At 70.7% G+C, this 17,043-nt stretch carries 11 protein-coding genes; 2 read left to right on the forward strand and 9 right to left on the reverse strand.

From position 1 onward, the window contains the following. Nucleotides 1-99 precede the first annotated feature (99 nt). From ACFV6E_RS26915 to ACFV6E_RS26955, 9 genes are all read right to left on the reverse strand, one after another. Complete coding sequence (locus ACFV6E_RS26915) at nucleotides 100-1,791, reverse strand: proline--tRNA ligase (protein WP_385465132.1); 1,692 nt, start codon at nucleotides 1,789-1,791, stop codon at nucleotides 100-102. 100 nt (nucleotides 1,792-1,891) lie between these two features. Then, nucleotides 1,892-2,461 carry a GNAT family N-acetyltransferase gene (locus tag ACFV6E_RS26920; RefSeq protein WP_385176414.1) on the reverse strand — a complete coding sequence of 190 codons (570 nt, stop codon included), beginning with the start codon at nucleotides 2,459-2,461 and terminating at the stop codon, nucleotides 1,892-1,894. Between the two features lie 288 nt (nucleotides 2,462-2,749). Next, on the reverse strand, nucleotides 2,750-3,598 hold the full coding sequence (locus tag ACFV6E_RS26925) for a GNAT family N-acetyltransferase (RefSeq protein ID WP_385176411.1): 849 nt from the start codon (nucleotides 3,596-3,598) through the stop codon (nucleotides 2,750-2,752). A gap of 234 nt (nucleotides 3,599-3,832) precedes the next feature. Further along, complete coding sequence (gene ispG, locus ACFV6E_RS26930; protein ID WP_385177963.1) at nucleotides 3,833-4,990, reverse strand: flavodoxin-dependent (E)-4-hydroxy-3-methylbut-2-enyl-diphosphate synthase; 1,158 nt, start codon at nucleotides 4,988-4,990, stop codon at nucleotides 3,833-3,835. A gap of 161 nt (nucleotides 4,991-5,151) precedes the next feature. Then, entirely contained in the window at nucleotides 5,152-6,456 is a 1,305-nt protein-coding gene (locus tag ACFV6E_RS26935) for a M50 family metallopeptidase (RefSeq protein ID WP_385176950.1), read from the reverse strand. Beyond that, entirely contained in the window at nucleotides 6,453-7,715 is a 1,263-nt protein-coding gene (gene dxr, locus ACFV6E_RS26940) for a 1-deoxy-D-xylulose-5-phosphate reductoisomerase (protein WP_385176952.1), read from the reverse strand. Before dxr ends, ACFV6E_RS26935 begins: the two co-directional genes overlap by 4 nt. A 243-nt stretch (nucleotides 7,716-7,958) precedes the next feature. Beyond that, a complete protein-coding gene (gene secA / locus ACFV6E_RS26945; protein ID WP_385176959.1) occupies nucleotides 7,959-10,682 on the reverse strand; it encodes a preprotein translocase subunit SecA in 2,724 nt (907 codons plus the stop codon). A 55-nt stretch (nucleotides 10,683-10,737) separates the two neighbouring features. Next, the gene (locus ACFV6E_RS26950; protein ID WP_385176954.1) at nucleotides 10,738-11,106 is read right to left on the reverse strand and encodes a hypothetical protein; all 369 of its coding nucleotides are present in this window, start codon (nucleotides 11,104-11,106) and stop codon (nucleotides 10,738-10,740) included. Nucleotides 11,107-11,325: 219 nt separating this feature from the next. Then, nucleotides 11,326-13,263, reverse strand: a complete 1,938-nt coding sequence (locus tag ACFV6E_RS26955) for an acyl-CoA dehydrogenase family protein (RefSeq protein WP_385176955.1) — start codon at nucleotides 13,261-13,263, stop codon at nucleotides 11,326-11,328. A gap of 444 nt (nucleotides 13,264-13,707) precedes the next feature. On the opposite strand from ACFV6E_RS26955, the gene ACFV6E_RS26960 reads away from it, so the two are divergent. Then, complete coding sequence (locus tag ACFV6E_RS26960; protein ID WP_385176957.1) at nucleotides 13,708-14,715, forward strand: LacI family DNA-binding transcriptional regulator; 1,008 nt, start codon at nucleotides 13,708-13,710, stop codon at nucleotides 14,713-14,715. Nucleotides 14,716-14,949: 234 nt separating this feature from the next. After that, nucleotides 14,950-17,004 carry a TIM-barrel domain-containing protein gene (locus ACFV6E_RS26965; protein ID WP_385465134.1) on the forward strand — a complete coding sequence of 685 codons (2,055 nt, stop codon included), beginning with the start codon at nucleotides 14,950-14,952 and terminating at the stop codon, nucleotides 17,002-17,004. Nucleotides 17,005-17,043 lie beyond the last annotated feature (39 nt).

Here is a 17,043-nt window from a genome sequence, read left to right on the forward strand (position 1 = left end):
GGCGGCAGCCCCCAGAGACACGGGACGGGAAGGAGCGGAGGGGGCGAGAACGCGAGGGCCCCGCCACCACCCCCGGCGACGGGACCCCACGAAAACCGCTTACGCCGTCAGCCGCGCGATCGCCTCCTCGACGGTGACCTCTTCCCGCTCACCCGTCCGCCGGTCCTTGAGCTCCACGACACCCTCGCCGGACCGCCGCCCGGCGACCAGGATCGTCGGCACCCCGATCAGCTCGGCGTCGGTGAACTTCACGCCGGGCGAGACCCCCGCCCGGTCGTCCACCAGCACCCGCACGCCCGCGGCGTTCAGCTTCTCGGAGACCTCGAGCGCCAGCTCGGTCTGGAGCGCCTTACCCGCGGCGACCACGTGCACGTCGGCCGGGGCGACCTCCTTGGACCAGCACAGCCCCTGCTCGTCGGCGGACTGCTCGGCGAGCGCGGCCACGGCGCGCGAGACGCCGATGCCGTACGAGCCCATGGTCACGCGGACCGGCTTGCCCTGCTGGCCGAGCACGTCGAGCTGGAAGGTGTCCGCGTACTTGCGGCCGAGCTGGAAGATGTGGCCGATCTCGATGGCGCGGTCCAGCTTGAGCCCGGCGCCGCAGTTCGGGCAGGGGTCGCCCTCCTCGACCACGACGACGTCGAGGTAGTCGTCGACCTCGAAGTCACGCCCGGCGACCACGTTGCGCGCGTGGGTGTCGGCCTTGTTGGCGCCGGTGATCCAGGCGGTGCCGGGGGCGACGCGCGGGTCGGCGATGTAGCGGACCTTGGCCAGGCCCTGCGGGCCGACGTACCCGCGTACGAGGTCGTCGCGGCCCTCGAAGTCCTCGGCCGTGACGAGCTCCACGACCGCGGGGGCCAGGTGCTCGCCCAGCTTGCCGAGGTCGACCTCGCGGTCCCCGGGGACGCCGACGGCGACGATCTCGCCGTCGACCTTCACCAGCAGGTTCTTCAGGGTGGCGGAGGCCGGGACACCGAGGTGCTCGGCGAGCGTCTCGATGGTCGGGGTGTCGGGGGTGTCCAGCTCCTCGACCGGGCCGTGCTCACCGGAGACGGGGGTCAGCGCGAAGGTGACCGCCTCGGTGTTGGCCGCGTAGTCGCAGGCCGGGCAGTCGACGAAGGTGTCCTCGCCGGCCGCGGCCGGGGCCAGGAACTCCTCGGAGGCCGAGCCGCCCATGGCGCCGGAGACGGCGGAGACGATGCGGTAGTCGAGACCGAGCCGGGCGAAGATCTTCTGGTAGGCGGCGCGGTGCAGCGCGTACGACTCGGCCAGGCCCTCGTCGGTGGTGTCGAAGGAGTACGAGTCCTTCATCTGGAACTCGCGGCCGCGCAGCACGCCGGAGCGCGGACGCGCCTCGTCCCGGTACTTGGTCTGGATCTGGTAGAGCATGACCGGCAGGTCCTTGTACGAGGACACCTGGTCCTTCACGACCAGGGTGAAGATCTCCTCGTGGGTCGGACCGAGCAGGTACTCGGCGCCCTTGCGGTCCTTGAGGCGGAACAGCAGGTCGCCGTACTCCTCCCAGCGGGCGGACGCCTCGTAGGGCTCCTTGGGCAGCAGGGCCGGGAGCAGCACCTCCTGGGCGCCGATCGCGTCCATCTCCTCGCGGACCACGCGCGAGACGTTGTCGAGGACCTTCTTGCCGAGCGGCAGCCAGGTCCAGATGCCCGCGGAGTTCCGGCGCACGTACCCGGCGCGGACCAGGAGCTTGTGGCTGAGCGTCTCGGCGTCCGCCGGGTCGTCACGCAGTGTCTTGACCATCAAACGGGACATGCGCTGGACCTGGGCCATGATTCTCGACTCCTGCTGCGTAAGGGTGATGCCAAGGAGGTTAGCCGGGCGGTGCGGGACGGCGGAAATCGGTTACGTTCCGCTGCCCGGCCGGGGGCTCCTACTTCCTTCTCAGCGGCAGCGGCGCGCCCATCACCGCGTACGGCTTCGGGGCGCTCGGGAAGTGCACCTGGCGGGCCAGGTCCTCGTACCCGAGGGAGTGGTACAGGCCGCGGGCCGGGCTGTCCGTGTCGATCGCGGAGAGGATGGAGCGGGGTTCGGCGGCGCCGTCCGTGATGGTGGTGATCAGCGCGCGGCCGATGCCCCGGTTCTGGAAGTGCGGGTGGACGTGCAGCTCGGTGATGACGAAGGAGTCGTCGAGCCAGCCCTCCTGGCCCTGTCCGCGCAGGTACGGTTCGACGACCGTGGACCACCAGTGGGCGCGGTCGTTCGGCATGCCGTAGACGAAGCCGGCCAGGCGCCCCCGGTCCGTGGTGGCGCCGAGCGCGCGGGCTCCCGGGTAGGTCATGTGCCGCAGGACGATCTGCCGGCGTACGGCGACCTCCTCGGCGCCGAGCCCGAAGGCCACCGCCTGCACGCCGAGCGCCTCGTCGACGCGCGCGGCGAGGTCCAGCGGGCCGACGACCACGTCGTCGGCGTTGTCGGGGCCCTGACCGGGAAAGCGCAGCATGCCGGGGAGACTACATGCAGGTACGGGGTGTCAGAGCCTGTGTCATATCCCCGGCCGGATCAGCGCGCGGCGTCATGGGGGTCCCCCTGCTCATAAGGGTCCCCCTGCTCATGGGGTCCCCCCGCTCATGGGGGTCCCCCCGCTCATGGGGGTCCCCCCGCTCGAGCGAAGCCGAGAGTGGGGGAGAAGCCGAGAGTGGGGGAGAAGCCGAGAGTGGGGGAGAAGCCGAGAGCTTGGGGGAGTGCGTGCCAGGCGTCGCGCGCCCGGCCGGGGAGATGACACAGGCTCTCAGAACAGCACACTCATGAAGGCCCCGACCTCGCGGAACCCCACCCGCCGGTACGTCGCCCGGGCGGCCGTGTTGAAGTCGTTGACGTAGAGACTGGCGACCGGGGCGATGTCGGCGAGGGCGTACCGCAGCACGGCGGCCATGCCGGGGGCGGCGAAGCCCTGTCCGCGGTACTCGGGGGCGACCCAGACGCCCTGGATCTGGCAGGCCTGCGGGGTCGCGGCGCCGATCTCGGCCTTGAAGACGACCTTGCCGTGCTGGTCGAGGCGGGCGAAGGAACGCCCGGAGCCGACGAGTTCGGCGACCCTGGCCTGGTAGAGCAGTCCGCCGTCCCCGGCCAGCGGGGAGACGCCGACCTCCTCGGTGAACATCGCCACGCACGCCGGCATGATCGTCTCCATCTCGTCCTTGCGCATCCGGCGGACGTAGGGGTCCGGGGCGAGGTCGTGCGGGAGACGGTCGGTGACCATGAGCGGCTGGTTGCCGCGGATCTCGCGGGCCGGGCCCCAGCTCGGCTGGAGCAGCCGCCAGAGCTGGGCGGTCTGCTCGGCGGGGCCGACGATCGAGGAGCAGCGGCGGCCCGCGCGGCGGGCACGGTCGGCGAAGGCGCGTACGGCGCGGGGGGTGGCGCAGATGGGGACGAGGTTGGCGCCCGCGTAGCACAGGGACGTCAGCATGCCGTCCTCGTACCAGCCCCACATCTCGCCGCCGAGCCGCCAGGGGTCGAGGCCGGCGACGTGCACCCGGGACGTCACGAAGGCGTTCGCCACCGGCTCGCGGTCGAGAACGGCGAGCGCGGCGTCCAGGTCACTCGGTTCGAGGACCCTGGTGGTCGTCTGGGTCAACACGTGCGGGGGCCTTCACGGTGATTGTCTGCTGATCTCCGCACTGTACCTGGCGCCTCGCGGCGACGCCGAGCGGTGTCCGAAGTGGCCGTCACCGGGGGTGGGTTTGCCCCCGGTGACGGCCACTTCGCTCGTCAGGCCGGTGCTTCGTCCGCGGATCGGTGGGGGCTGGTCGCGCAGTTCCCCGCGCCCCTGAGGGGCGCGGGGCCCGTGCCGCCCGGCCCCGGGGGCCGTCAGTCAGCCCGCCACCGACACCGAAGGCTCGCCGGAGATGACGCCGTCCTTCTCCATCTGTTCGGCCAGCTTCATGGCCTCTTCGATGAGGGTTTCCACGATCTTGGATTCCGGGACGGTCTTGATGACCTCGCCCTTGACGAAGATCTGGCCCTTGCCGTTGCCGGAGGCGACGCCGAGGTCGGCCTCGCGGGCCTCGCCGGGGCCGTTCACGACGCAGCCCATGACGGCGACGCGGAGCGGGACCTCCATGCCGGTGAGGCCCGCCGTGACCTCCTCGGCCAGCTTGTAGACGTCGACCTGGGCGCGTCCGCAGGACGGGCAGGAGACGATCTCGAGGCCGCGCTCCTTGAGGTTGAGGGACTCCAGGATCTGGAGGCCGACCTTGACCTCCTCGGCGGGCGGGGCGGAGAGGGAGACGCGGATGGTGTCGCCGATGCCCTCGGAGAGCAGGGCGCCGAAGGCGACGGCCGACTTGATGGTGCCCTGGAAGGCCGGGCCGGCCTCGGTGACACCGAGGTGCAGCGGGTAGTCGCAGGCGGCGGCGAGCTGCCGGTAGGCGTTGACCATGACGACCGGGTCGTTGTGCTTGACCGAGATCTTGATGTCGCGGAAGTCGTGCTCCTCGAAGAGGGAGGCTTCCCACAGGGCCGACTCGACGAGCGCCTCGGGGGTGGCCTTGCCGTACTTCTGGAGCAGCCGGCGGTCCAGGGAGCCCGCGTTCACGCCGATCCGGATCGGGGTGCCCGCGTCCTTCGCGGCCCGCGCGATCTCCTTGACCTTGTCGTCGAACTGCTTGATGTTGCCCGGGTTGACCCGGACCGCCGCGCAGCCCGCATCGATCGCGGCGAAGACGTACTTCGGCTGGAAGTGGATGTCGGCGATGACCGGGATCTGCGACTTCTTCGCGATCACCGACAGCGCGTCGGCGTCGTCCTGGGTGGGGCAGGCCACCCGGACGATCTGGCAGCCGGACGCCGTCAGCTCGGCGATCTGCTGGAGGGTGGCGCCGATGTCGGACGTGCGGGTCGTCGTCATCGACTGCACCGAGACGGGTGCGTCCCCGCCCACGGCCACGGTCCCGACCTGGATCTGCCGGCTCTTGCGGCGCTCGGCGAGCTTGGTCGGAACGGACGGCATGCCGAGTGAAATCGCAGTCATCTGCTGTGCAACCCCAAGTGATGGATCAGGTCCCGAACGACGGACTCCGGCTTCCGAGATTACGGCACCGGCGCGCAGTCAAGCACATTGCGCCCCCCTAAACCCACTCAATGGGGGCGGCCGGGCACACAGTGTGCCCGGCCGCCCCCAACGGCGTCCTGCTAGGAGATTCTCACCGGGTTAACGACGTCCGCGATCAGTACCAGGATCGTGAAGCAGACGAAGATCCCGGCCACCACGTAGGCGACGGGCATGAGCTTCGCCACGTCGAACGGGCCCGGGTCGGGGCGGCGCAGCACCTTGGCCGTGTTGCGCCGCAGCGCCTCCCACAGGGCGCCCGCGATGTGGCCGCCGTCGAGCGGCAGCAGCGGGAGCATGTTGAACAGGAACAGCGAGAGGTTGAAGCCCGCGACCAGGAACAGCATCATCGCGATCTGCTGGCTGGCCGGGATGTCCAGGGTGAAGACGTCTCCGCCGACCCGGGCCGCGCCGACCACGCCCATCGGGGAGTCGGGCTCGCGCGGGCCGTCGCCGAAGGCCGCGTCCCACAGGGCGGGGATCTTGCCGGGCAGGGAGATCAGCGATTCGACGCCGTTCTCCATCATGTCGCCCATGCGGTCCACGGACTGGCCGAAGGACTGCTGGACGATGCCGGAGGCGGGCGTGAAGCCGAGGAAGCCCGCGGTCACGTACTCGCCCTCGACGTAGCCGCCGTTGCCGTCGCTCTTGCTGACCTGGTTCTTGATCAGGTGGGCCGTGAGGTCGACCCGCTCGCCGCCCCGCTCGACGGTGAGTGTGACGTCCTTGCCGGGGTTGGCGCGGATGTCGTTCTGCAGGGTGGACCACTCGGTGACCGGCTCGCCGTCGAAGGCGACGATCTTGTCGCCGTTCTTCAGGCCCGCGGCCTTGGCGGGTGCGGCCTTGTCGCCCTCGGCGCACTTCGACCGGTTCTCGCTCTGCTGGATGACGCAGTCCGAGACCTTGCCGACGGTGGTCGTCTGGGTGTTCACGCCGAACGTCATCATCACGCCGAGGAAGATCGCCACGGCGAGGATCAGGTTCATGAAGGGGCCCGCGAACATCACGATGACCCGCTTCCACGGCTTGCGCGTGTAGAAGAGGCGGGTCTCGTCGCCCGGCTTCAGCTCCTCGAACGCGGCCGACCTGGCGTCCTCGATCATGCCGCGGAACGGGGAGGTGGACCGGGCCTCTATCCGGCCGTCGGGGCCCGGCGGGAACATCCCGATCATGCGGATGTAGCCGCCGAGCGGGACGGCCTTGATGCCGTACTCCGTCTCGCCCTTCTTGCGGGAGAAGATCGTCGGCCCGAAGCCCACCATGTACTGGGGCACCCGGATGCCGAACATCTTGGCCGTCGACAGGTGGCCCAGCTCGTGCCACGCGATCGAGATGAGCAGGCCGAGCACGAAGACGACTATGCCGAGGATCATCATCAGGGTCGTCATGCACGCGCCTCCGCGGTCGTCTGCGCCGTCGTCTTGGTCAGCTCTCGGGCCCGGGCGCGCGCCCAGGTCTCCGCTTCGAGGACGTCCGCGACGGTCAGGGAAGTTCCCGTGTCCGGTGTGCCGTGCTCCCCGACCACCCGCGTGACGGTGTCCATGATCCCGTTGAACGGCAGGGCGCCGTTCAGGAACGCGTCCACGCACTCCTCGTTGGCCGCATTGAACACCGCCGGGGCCGTACCCGCGAGCTGTCCGACGTGCCGGGCCAGGCCGACGGACGGGAACGCGTCGGTGTCGAGCGGGAAGAACTCCCAGCTCGACGCCTTGGTCCAGTCGAAGGCGGGCGCCGCGTCCGGGATCCGCTCGGGCCAGCCGAGCCCGATGGCGATCGGCCCCCGCATGTCGGGGGGCGTCGCCTGGGCCAGCGTGGAACCGTCGGTGAACTCGACCATCGAGTGAACATACGACTGCGGGTGCACGACGACCTCAATGCGGTCGAAGGGAATGTCGTAGAGGAGGTGCGCCTCGATGACTTCCAGGCCCTTGTTCACGAGGGTCGCCGAGTTCACCGTGATGACCGGGCCCATGGCCCAGGTGGGGTGGGCGAGGGCGTCCTCGGGACGGACGTCCGCCAGCTCGGCCCTGGTACGTCCGCGGAACGGGCCGCCGGACGCGGTCACGACGAGTTTGCGCACGTCGGCGCGGGTGCCGGCGGCGAGGGCCTGGAAGAGCGCGGCGTGCTCGGAGTCGACCGGGATGATCTGGCCCGGCTTGGCGAGCGCCTTGACCAGCGGACCGCCGACGATGAGCGACTCCTTGTTGGCGAGCGCCAGGGTGCGGCCCGCCTCCAGGGCGGCGAGGGTGGGCGCGAGGCCGATGGAGCCGGTGATGCCGTTGAGCACGGTGTGGGCTTCGGACGCGGCGAGCTGTGTGGCGGCGTCGGGCCCGGCGAGGATCTCAGGAAGGGGCTCCCCCGGTCCGTACTGCGCGGACAGGGCCTCGCGCAGGGCCGGGACGACGTCCTCGCGGGCGACGGCGACCGTCGCGACGCGCAGGCGGTGCGCCTGCTCGGCGAGGAGGCCGACGCGCCCGCCCGCGGCAGAGAGAGCGGTGACCCGGAAGCGGTCGGGGTTGCGCAGCACGAGGTCGATGGCCTGGGTGCCGATCGAACCGGTGGATCCGAGGACCACCACGTCCCGGACTCCGTCCACGGGGTCGAAGACGAGGTGCGGGTCGGCGAGGGGGGCTGGACTGTCGCTCATTCCCCCATTGTGGCCGCAAGCCCCTCCCGGCAGGACAGGGCGCCCCACTCCCGGCCCGATTCGTACCGGGAGGTGCCCGGGTGCGGGGTCCGGTGGCGGCGGCCCGGCGGATATGGGTGGCTGCCCCGCGGAGGTCTTCGCCCCTCCGCCCCTTCCCGTCCCGTATCTCTGGGGGCTGCCGCCCCCAGGCCCCCGCTTCGGCCTGACGGCCTCGTCCTCAAACGCCGGACGGGCTGTTACAGGTCAGCGTTTGCGGCGGCGCCTGGACCGGGACGACCTCGTCTGCCGGGACCGGTCTCGCGCGTGGCGGGCGCCGGGCGCGGGGTCCGGCTCCGGGGCCGGTGCCTCGTCCGTCGGGGTGAAGTCGCCCTCCACCACGCCCTCCGCCGTGTCCAGGGTGGGGGCGCTGAAGTGCAGGCCGTCGGTGCGGTCGCGGGGCTCCAGGGACTCGGCCGTCCGGTCCGAGGCGTCGAGGTTGAAGACGTAGCCGACGGACTCCTCCTTGATCGCCTCCGTCATGGCGCCGTACATGTCGAAGCCCTCGCGCTCGTACTCCACGATCGGCTCGCGGCCGAGGGTCCAGCGCAGTCCGATGCCGTCGCGCAGGTAGTCCATCTCGTAGAGGTGCTCGCGCCACTTGCGGTCCAGGACGGAGAGGACGACCAGCCGCTCCAGGCGGCGCAGCGCCTCGGTGCCGAGCTCGGCCTCGCGCTCGGCGTACCGGGCGTGGATGTCCTCGGTGATCTCGTCGATCAGGAAGTCGGCGGTGAGGTTCGCGCGGCCGTCGGCGGCGTCCTCCAGGTCCTCGACGGTGATCCCGACCGGGTAGAGCTGGCGCAGCGCGCCCCACAGGCGGTCCAGGTCCCATTCCTCGGGGAAGCCGTCGGCGGTCTCCTGCTCGATGTACGCCCGGACCGTGTCGTCCATGAAGTGGCCGATCTGTTCGCTCAGGTCCTCGCCGGCCAGGACGCGGCGGCGTTCGGCGTAGATCAGCGTGCGCTGGCGGTTCAGCACCTCGTCGAATTTGAGGACGTCCTTGCGGGACTCGAAGTGCTGCTGTTCCAGCTGGGACTGGGCGGAGGCGATGGCGCGGGTGACCATCCTGTTCTCGATCGGTACGTCGTCGGGGACGTTCGCCATCGACATGACGCGCTCGACCACCTGGGCGCGGAACAGCCGCATCAGGTCGTCCTGGAGGGAGAGGTAGAAGCGGGAGGCGCCGGGGTCGCCCTGCCGTCCGGACCGGCCGCGCAGCTGGTTGTCGATGCGCCGTGACTCGTGCCGTTCGGTGCCGAGGACGTAGAGGCCGCCGAGGTCCTTGACGGCGTCGTGCTCGGCGGCGACGGACTCGCCGACGCGGTCGAGCACGGTCCGGCGCTCCGCCTCGTCCGCCTCCTCGGGGAGCTGCGCCAGTGCCATCGCCTCCGGGTTGCCGCCGAGCATGATGTCGGTGCCGCGGCCCGCCATGTTCGTGGCCACGGTGACGGCGCCCCGGCGGCCCGCCTGGGCGACGATCTGTGCCTCGCGCTGGTGGTTCTTGGCGTTGAGCACCTCGTGGCGGATGCCCTTCTTCCGCAGCAGCGCGGACAGCACCTCGGACTTCTCGACGGAGGTGGTGCCGACCAGGACCGGCTGGCCGGCCCGGTTGCGCTCCTCGATGTCCGCGACGATGGCGGCGTACTTCGCCTCCTCGGTGCGGTAGATCTGGTCGGGGTCGTCGCGGCGGACCATCGGCCGGTTGGTGGGGATCGGGACGACGTGCAGCTTGTAGATCTGGTGGAACTCGGCGGCCTCGGTCATCGCCGTGCCGGTCATGCCGGCGAGCTTGGTGTAGAGGCGGAAGAAGTTCTGGAGGGTGATGGTGGCGAGGGTCTGGTTCTCGTCCTTGACCGTCACGCCCTCCTTGGCCTCGATCGCCTGGTGCAGTCCCTCGTTGTAGCGGCGCCCGGCCAGGATGCGTCCGGTGTGCTCGTCGACGATCAGCACCTCGCCGTCCACGACCACGTAGTCCTTGTCCCGCTTGAAGTGCTCCTTGGCCTTGAGTGCGTTGTTCAGGTGCCCGATGAGCGGGGTGTGGTCGGCCTCGTAGAGGCTGTCGATGCCGAGCTGGTCCTGTACGTACTCCACGCCGCGGTCGAGGATCGCGACCGTGCGTTTCTTCGGGTCGTACTCGTAGTCGTGGGTGGCGCGCAGTTCGGCGAGGCGGTCCTTGTCTGCCTGGGTGGCGAAGTTCTCCTCCTGGACGCGGACGCCCTTCATCCGGCCGACGATCGAGGAGAACGCCGTGTACCACTGGGTGGGCTGGTCGGCGGGTCCGGAGATGATCAGCGGGGTGCGGGCCTCGTCGATGAGGATGGAGTCGGCCTCGTCGACGATCGCGAAGTGGTGGCCGCGCTGGACGAGTTCGTCCTGCGACCAGGCCATGTTGTCTCGCAGGTAGTCGAAGCCGAACTCGGTGTTGGTGCCGTAGGTGATGTCGCGGGCGTACTGGGCGCGGCGCTCGGCCGGGGTGGACCCGGTCTTGATGACGCCGACGGTCAGGCCCATGAAGCGGTAGGCGCGGCCCATCCACTCGGCGTCGCGCTCGGCCAGGTAGTCGTTGACCGTGACGAGGTGGACGCCCTTGCCCGCGAGGGCGTTGAGGTAGACGGGGAGCGTGCCGACGAGCGTCTTGCCCTCGCCGGTCTGCATCTCCGCGATGTTGCCGAGGTGGAGCGCGGCGCCGCCCATGACCTGGACGTCGAAGTGGCGCATGCCGAGGGTGCGCACCGCCGCCTCGCGCATCGCGGCGAACGCCTCGGGGAGCAGGTCGTCCAGGCTCTCGCCGTCGGCGTGGCGCTGCCGGAACTCCGGGGTGAGGGCCTTCAGCTCGTCGTCGGTGAGCGCCTTGAACTCCTCCTCCAGGGAGCCGACCTGGTCGGCCACGCGCTGGAGTTTGCGCAGCATCCTGCCTTCGCCGGCCCGCATGATCCGGCTGGTGATGTTGTCGAGACCGATTCCGGACACTGGAATTCCCCCACCCTCAGACGGCGTCCGCGAGTATCCGGATCCAGCGGTTCGCGCGCTGGAGGATGAGGACACCCTGCTGATTCGCTGTGATCACTTCACGCAGTACCGGATCGTCGACCACTTCCAGGGCGCTGCGGAAAAGCTGCTGAATGACGGGCCTTTCACCCGGGCGTCCGGCGTCGAGCAGGGAATCGACGTCACGGACGTCGAAACGCCTGGCACGCGGGACGTCGAAGGAGGGCACCGGTGGCCTCGGCACCTCGTCCACCAGGGCCAGCGCGCACTCGTTGAGCAGGATCGCCAGCGGGTCGCGGTGTGCGCGGAAGGTGTCGGGCGCGCTCCCGCCCAGTTTTTCCGCGAGCGGCAGCACCTCGTCGCGCACCGTTCGCAGTGCCCGTGTACGGTCCGTTTCGCGCAGCCTGCTCCAGGCTTCCCCGCGGGCGCGTATCAGCTGCCGCGCAATTCCCTGACTGGATTCTTCTCCGGCTCTTCGGCGCATTTCAGGCCCCCGTCCGCCATTCTGCTCATTGTTGACGCACGTCTGCGGTGCGGCAAGCAGCAGAATGACGGACGGGGCGGCTGTGAATTCGCGGGGAAAAGGTCAGCGAATGGGGCGGTGGACGTTCTTGCGCCGGGCGGGACCGGGGGTGGCGTCGGCGATCCAGGGGCCTTCGCCCGAGGGGTCGACCACGCCCTCCTCCAGCCACCCGTACGTGCCCGACAGGACGCCCTTGACCACGGTGCGGTCGACGTCATCGGTGTTGGACCACAGGCGGCCGAAGAGTTCCTCGACGCGGATGCGGGACTGGCGGCAGAAGACGTCGGCGAGCTGGTACGCCTCGCGGCCGTGCGCCTCGGTGGTGCGCAGCAGCTCGGCGCGTACGCAGGCCGCGCTCATCGCGAACAGCTCGGCGCCGATGTCGACGATCCGGCCGAGGAAGCCCTGTTTGGTCTCCATGCGGCCCTGCCAGCGGGACATGGCGTAGAAGGTGGAGCGGGCGAGCTTGCGGGCGCTGCGCTCGACGTACCTGAGGTGCGTCGACAGGTCGGGGTGCCCCTCGGGGTGGAACTCCTGATAGCTGCGCGGGAGTTGACCGGGGCCCGCGACCAGCTTGGGCAGCCACTTGGCGTAGAAGACGCCGGCGTTCGCGCCTGCCTTCGCCTTGTCGGTCAGGGACTTGTCGGGGTCGATGAGGTCGCCCGCCACCGACAGGTGGGCGTCGACGGCCTCCCGGGCGATCAGCAGGTGCATGATCTCGGTGGAGCCCTCGAAGATGCGGTTGATGCGCATGTCGCGCAGCAACTGCTCGGCGGGGACGCCGCGTTCGCCGCGGGCGGCCAGCGACTCGGCGGTCTCGAAGCCGCGCCCGCCGCGGATCTGGACCAGTTCGTCGGCGATCAGCCAGCCCATCTCCGAGCCGTACAGCTTGGCGAGGGCGGCCTCGATGCGGATGTCGTTGCGGTTCTCGTCGGCCATCTGCGAGGACAGGTCGAGGACGGCTTCCAGGGCGAAGGTCGTCGCCGCGATGAAGGAGATCTTCGCGCCGACCGCCTCGTGGAAGGCGACCGGCTTGCCCCACTGCTCGCGGGCCGCGGACCACTCGCGGGCGATCTTCAGACACCACTTGCCGGAGCCGACGCACATGGCGGGCAGCGAGAGCCGGCCGGTGTTCAGGGTGGTCAGCGCGATCTTGAGGCCGGCGCCCTCGGGGCCGATCCGGTTGGCGGCGGGCACCCGGACCCGGTGGAAGCGGGTGACGCCGTTCTCCAGGCCGCGCAGGCCCATGAAGGCGTTGCGGTTCTCGACGGTGATGCCCTCGGAGGCGGCCTCCACCACGAACGCCGTGATGCCGCCCTTGTGCCCCTCGGACTTCGGCACCCGCGCCATGACCACGAGGAGGTCCGCGACGACTCCGTTGGTCGTCCAGAGCTTCACCCCGTCGAGGACGTAGTCCTCCCCGTCCGGTACGGCGGAGGTGGCGAGCCTGGCCGGGTCGGAGCCGACGTCGGGCTCGGTCAGCAGGAAGGCGGAGATGTCGGTGCGCGCGCAGCGCGGCAGGAAGGTGTCCTTCTGCTCCTGGGTGCCGAACTGCTTCAGCGGCTGCGGTACGCCGATCGACTGATGGGCGGAGAGCAGGGCGCCGACCGCCGGGCTGACCGAGCCGATCAGGGCGAGCGCCTTGTTGTAGTAGACCTGCGTCAGGCCCAGGCCGCCGTACTTGGTGTCGATCTTCATGCCGAGGGCCCCGATGTCCTTGAGCCCCTTGATGACCTCGTCGGGGATCTGCGCCTCGCGCTCGATCCGGGCCGAGTCGATCTTCGTCTCGCAGAAGTCCCGCAGCTTGGCCAGGAACTCCTCCCCGCGCTGGGCCGCCTCGCCGGAGGGCATCGGGTGCGGGTGGACGAGGTCGAGCCGGAAGCGGCCGAGGAACAGCTCCTTGGCGAAGCTGGGCTTGCGCCAGTCCTGTTCGCGGGCTGCCTCGGCGACCTGGCGTGCCTCACGTTCGGTGACGGCTGGCTTGGGGGGTGTTGCGGACATGAGGCTCACCTCGCCGCGAATAGGGATCATAGGGAGATCAGCGTTGTACGTTACTGACCGGTGCTACTCGATCGTATGTACCCGATCCGGGCCGAGCCCACCAGTCCTCGCGCAGTGTTCGGCCGGACACCGGGTGCGCGTCCACCGGTGTGCGCGCACCGAAGTACGCCGTCGCGGGCCCCACTTGGCGCGGCGGGCCGGGCGGCGGCGGGCCGGTGGTCCTTCCGGGGGACGGTCCGGGTGCGGCGCCCGCGACGGCGGCGGCCGGACACCCGCGCCACCGGCCGGCCGGACGCCCGGCGACCGGCGTCCGAAACATCTGTCGAAGCGCTTCGACGGACTATGGACACCCTGTCCCCCGTGGAGCTAGTGTCGAGCCACCCTCACTCGCCCGTTGTCCGCAGGACGCGCTGTCGAAGCGCTTCACAAAGCTTGGAGAGCTGGATGGTCACCCTCGCCGAGGTCGCCCAGCACGCCGGAGTCTCGGCGAGCACGGTGAGCTATGTCCTCAGCGGCAAGCGGTCCATCTCCGCGGGCACCCGGCAGCGGGTCGAGCGGAGCATCCAGGAGCTCGGCTACCACCCGAACGCGGGGGCCCGGGCCCTGGCCAGCAGCCGTTCGAACATCATCGCGCTGATGGTTCCCCTGCGTACCGACATGTACGTACCCGTGATGATGGAGATCGCCATCGCGGTGGCCACGACGGCCCGCACCCATGGGTACGACGTGCTGCTGCTGACCGGTGAGGAGGGCCCGGACGCCGTGCGCCGGGTCACCGGCAGCGGGCTCGCCGACGCGATGATCCTGATGGACGTCGAGCTGGACGACGAGCGGCTGCCGCTGCTGCGGGAGACCGACCAGCCGTCCGTGCTCATCGGGCTGCCGGCCGAGACCGCCGGGCTGACCTGCGTCGATCTGGACTTCGCCGCGACGGGTGCGCTGTGCGCCGAGCACCTGGCCAAGCTCGGCCACCGTGACATCGCTGTCATCGGCGAGGCGCCCGCCGTCTACGAGCGGCACACGGGCTTCGCCGAGCGCACCCTCGACGGGCTGCGCACCCGCTCCCGCGAGCTGGGCCTGCGCGTGCTGCACCGCCCCTGCGAGGGCGGGTACGACGCGATGGCCGTCACCCTCGCCCGGGTCTTCGATGAGCGCCCGGGCACCACGGGCTTCGTCGTGCAGAACGAGTCGGCGGTCGAGCCGCTGCTCGCGCTGTTGCGCCAGCAGGGCCGCGCCGTGCCCGAGGACGTGTCGGTGCTGGCGATCTGTCCCGACCAGGTCGCCACCCAGGCCTCGGTCCGGCTCACCGCGGTCGCCATCCCCGCCCATGAGATGGGCCGCCAGGCCGTGGAGCAGCTCATCGCCAAGCTCGAAGGGCGCGGGGAGGACGACGTCGTGCTGCTCGCTCCGGAGCTGACGGTGCGGGCGAGTACGGGGCCTGCCGCCGTCTGAACCCAGGGGGCACTTCCGGTGCGGTGCCGCCGGGACGGCCCGGCGCACGGCCCCGGCCCGCCGCCGGGTCGTCACCACCGCTGTACCGCTCCGCCGTAGTTCCGTCATGCCTGTTTTCGCCCCCTCCGCCCCTACCCGTCCCCTGTCTCTGGGGGCTGCCGCCCCCAGACCCCCGCTTTCGGCCTGGACGGCCTCGTCCTCAAACGCCGGACGGGCTAAGAAGGAGTACCCCACGTGAATCAGCCTGCCGTGAATCAGCAGCCCCAGTCGGGGGCCGTCAGCCTTGCTCAGTCCTCGCCCACCATCGGCACGTTCCGCGAACGGGACGGCGCACTGGAGTGGAGCGGCCGTCAGGAGACCGTGCGCATCGAGCCCTGGGGCCCGGACGCCGTCCGGGTCCGGGCGCGCCTCGGCGGCCCGGTGGCCGACGGGCTGCCCGGCGCCCTGCTCGACGAACCGCCGGCCACGGAGAGCAGCCTCAAGATCGAGGAGGGCGCGGGCCGGCTGACGGTCGGCGCGCTGACCGCCGAGGTCAGCGCCGAGGGCCTGATCCGCTTCGTGCGCACCGGGGACGGCACGGAGATCCTGGCCGAGGAGCGCGCCCACTTCTGGTGGCCGGGCCCGCGGCTGTACACACCCACCGGCAACGGCCACCACCGTCTGGAGCAGCGGTTCGCCGCGTACGAGGGCGAGAAGCTGTACGGGCTCGGGCAGCACCAGCACGGGCTGCTCGACCAGAAGGGCGCAGTCCTGGACCTGGTGCAGCGCAACGCCGAGGTGACCGTCCCGGTCCTCACCTCCAGCCGCGGCTACACGCTGCTGTGGAACAACCCGGCGATCGGCCGCGTCGAGCTGGCGGGCAACGGCACCCGCTGGGTCGCGGACTCGGCCCGTCAGCTCGACTACTGGATCACGGCGGGCACCCCGGCCGACGGCCAGCGCCGCTACAGCGCCGTCACCGGCCGGACGCCGATGCTGCCCGAGTGGGCGGCCGGCTTCTGGCAGTGCAAGCTGCGCTACCGCACGCAGGACGAACTCCTGGAAGTGGCGCGGGAGTACAAGCGCCGCGGCCTGCCGCTGTCCGCCATCGTCTGCGACTTCTTCCACTGGACGCACCTCGGCGAGTGGAAGTTCGACCCGGCCGAGTGGCCCGATCCGGCGGCCATGCAGCGCGAGCTCGCCGAGCTGGGCGTGAAGCTGGTGGTCAGCGTGTGGCCGTCCGTCTCGCCGCTGTCGGAGAACCACCAGCTCATGGAGCAGCGCGGCTACTTCATCGGCACCGAGTACGGCCCGATGGCGCACGCCGACTGGCCCGACAAGGAGGTGGCGTCCACCGTCCAGGTCGCCTTCTACGACGCGACGAACCCGGAGGCACGGGAGTTCCTCTGGTCGAAGATCCGCGACAACTACCTGGAGCCGTACGGGATCACGTCCTTCTGGCTGGACGCCTGCGAACCGGAGCTGAAGCCGGGCTTCTCGGAGAACCTGCGCTACTGGGCGGGCCCGGGCCTGGAGGTCGGGAACATGTACCCGGCCGAGAACGCCCGCACCTTCTACGAGGGCATGCTCGCCGCCGGCGAGGACGAGGTGGTCACCCTCAACCGCTCCGCGTGGGCGGGCAGCCAGCGCTACGGGGCCGCGCTGTGGTCCGGCGACATCGGCACGGACTTCGCCACCCTGCGCCGCCAGATCGCGGCCGGGCTGAACACGGCCCTGTCCGGCATCCCCTGGTGGAACACCGACATCGGCGGCTTCCACGGCGGCGACCCGGACGACCCCGCCTACCGCGAGGTGATGGTCCGCTGGTTCCAGTTCGGCGCGCTGTCCCCGCTGATGCGGCTGCACGGCTTCCGCGACCCGGGGATGCCGCTCGGCCCGGAGATGACCGGCGGCCCGAACGAGGTCTGGTCGTACGGCGAAGAGGCGGGCGCGATCCTGGAGAAGTACCTGCGGCTGCGCGAGCGCCTGAAGCCGTACGTCCTGGACGTGATGCGGGAGGCGCACGAGGAGGGACTGCCGGTGATGCGCCCGCTGTTCCTGGAGTTCCCCGACGACCAGACGGCCTGGACGGTGGACGACGCCTACCTCTTCGGCGCCGACCTCCTGGTGGCGCCGGTGCTGACGGGGGGCGCGACGGCCCGTACGGCGTACCTCCCGGCGGGTGCCCGCTGGACGGACGCGTGGACGGGTGAGACGTACGAGGGCGGTGCGGCGGTGACGGTCGACGCGCCGCTGGACCGCATCCCGCTGTTCCTGCGGGACGGGGCGTCCCTGCCGGTCGCGGAGTGAGAAAGGGGTGCCGGTCCCGTCGGGACCGGCACCCCACGC

Source organism: Streptomyces sp. NPDC059785 (genome assembly GCF_042732375.1).
Lineage (GTDB): Bacteria > Actinomycetota > Actinomycetes > Streptomycetales > Streptomycetaceae > Streptomyces.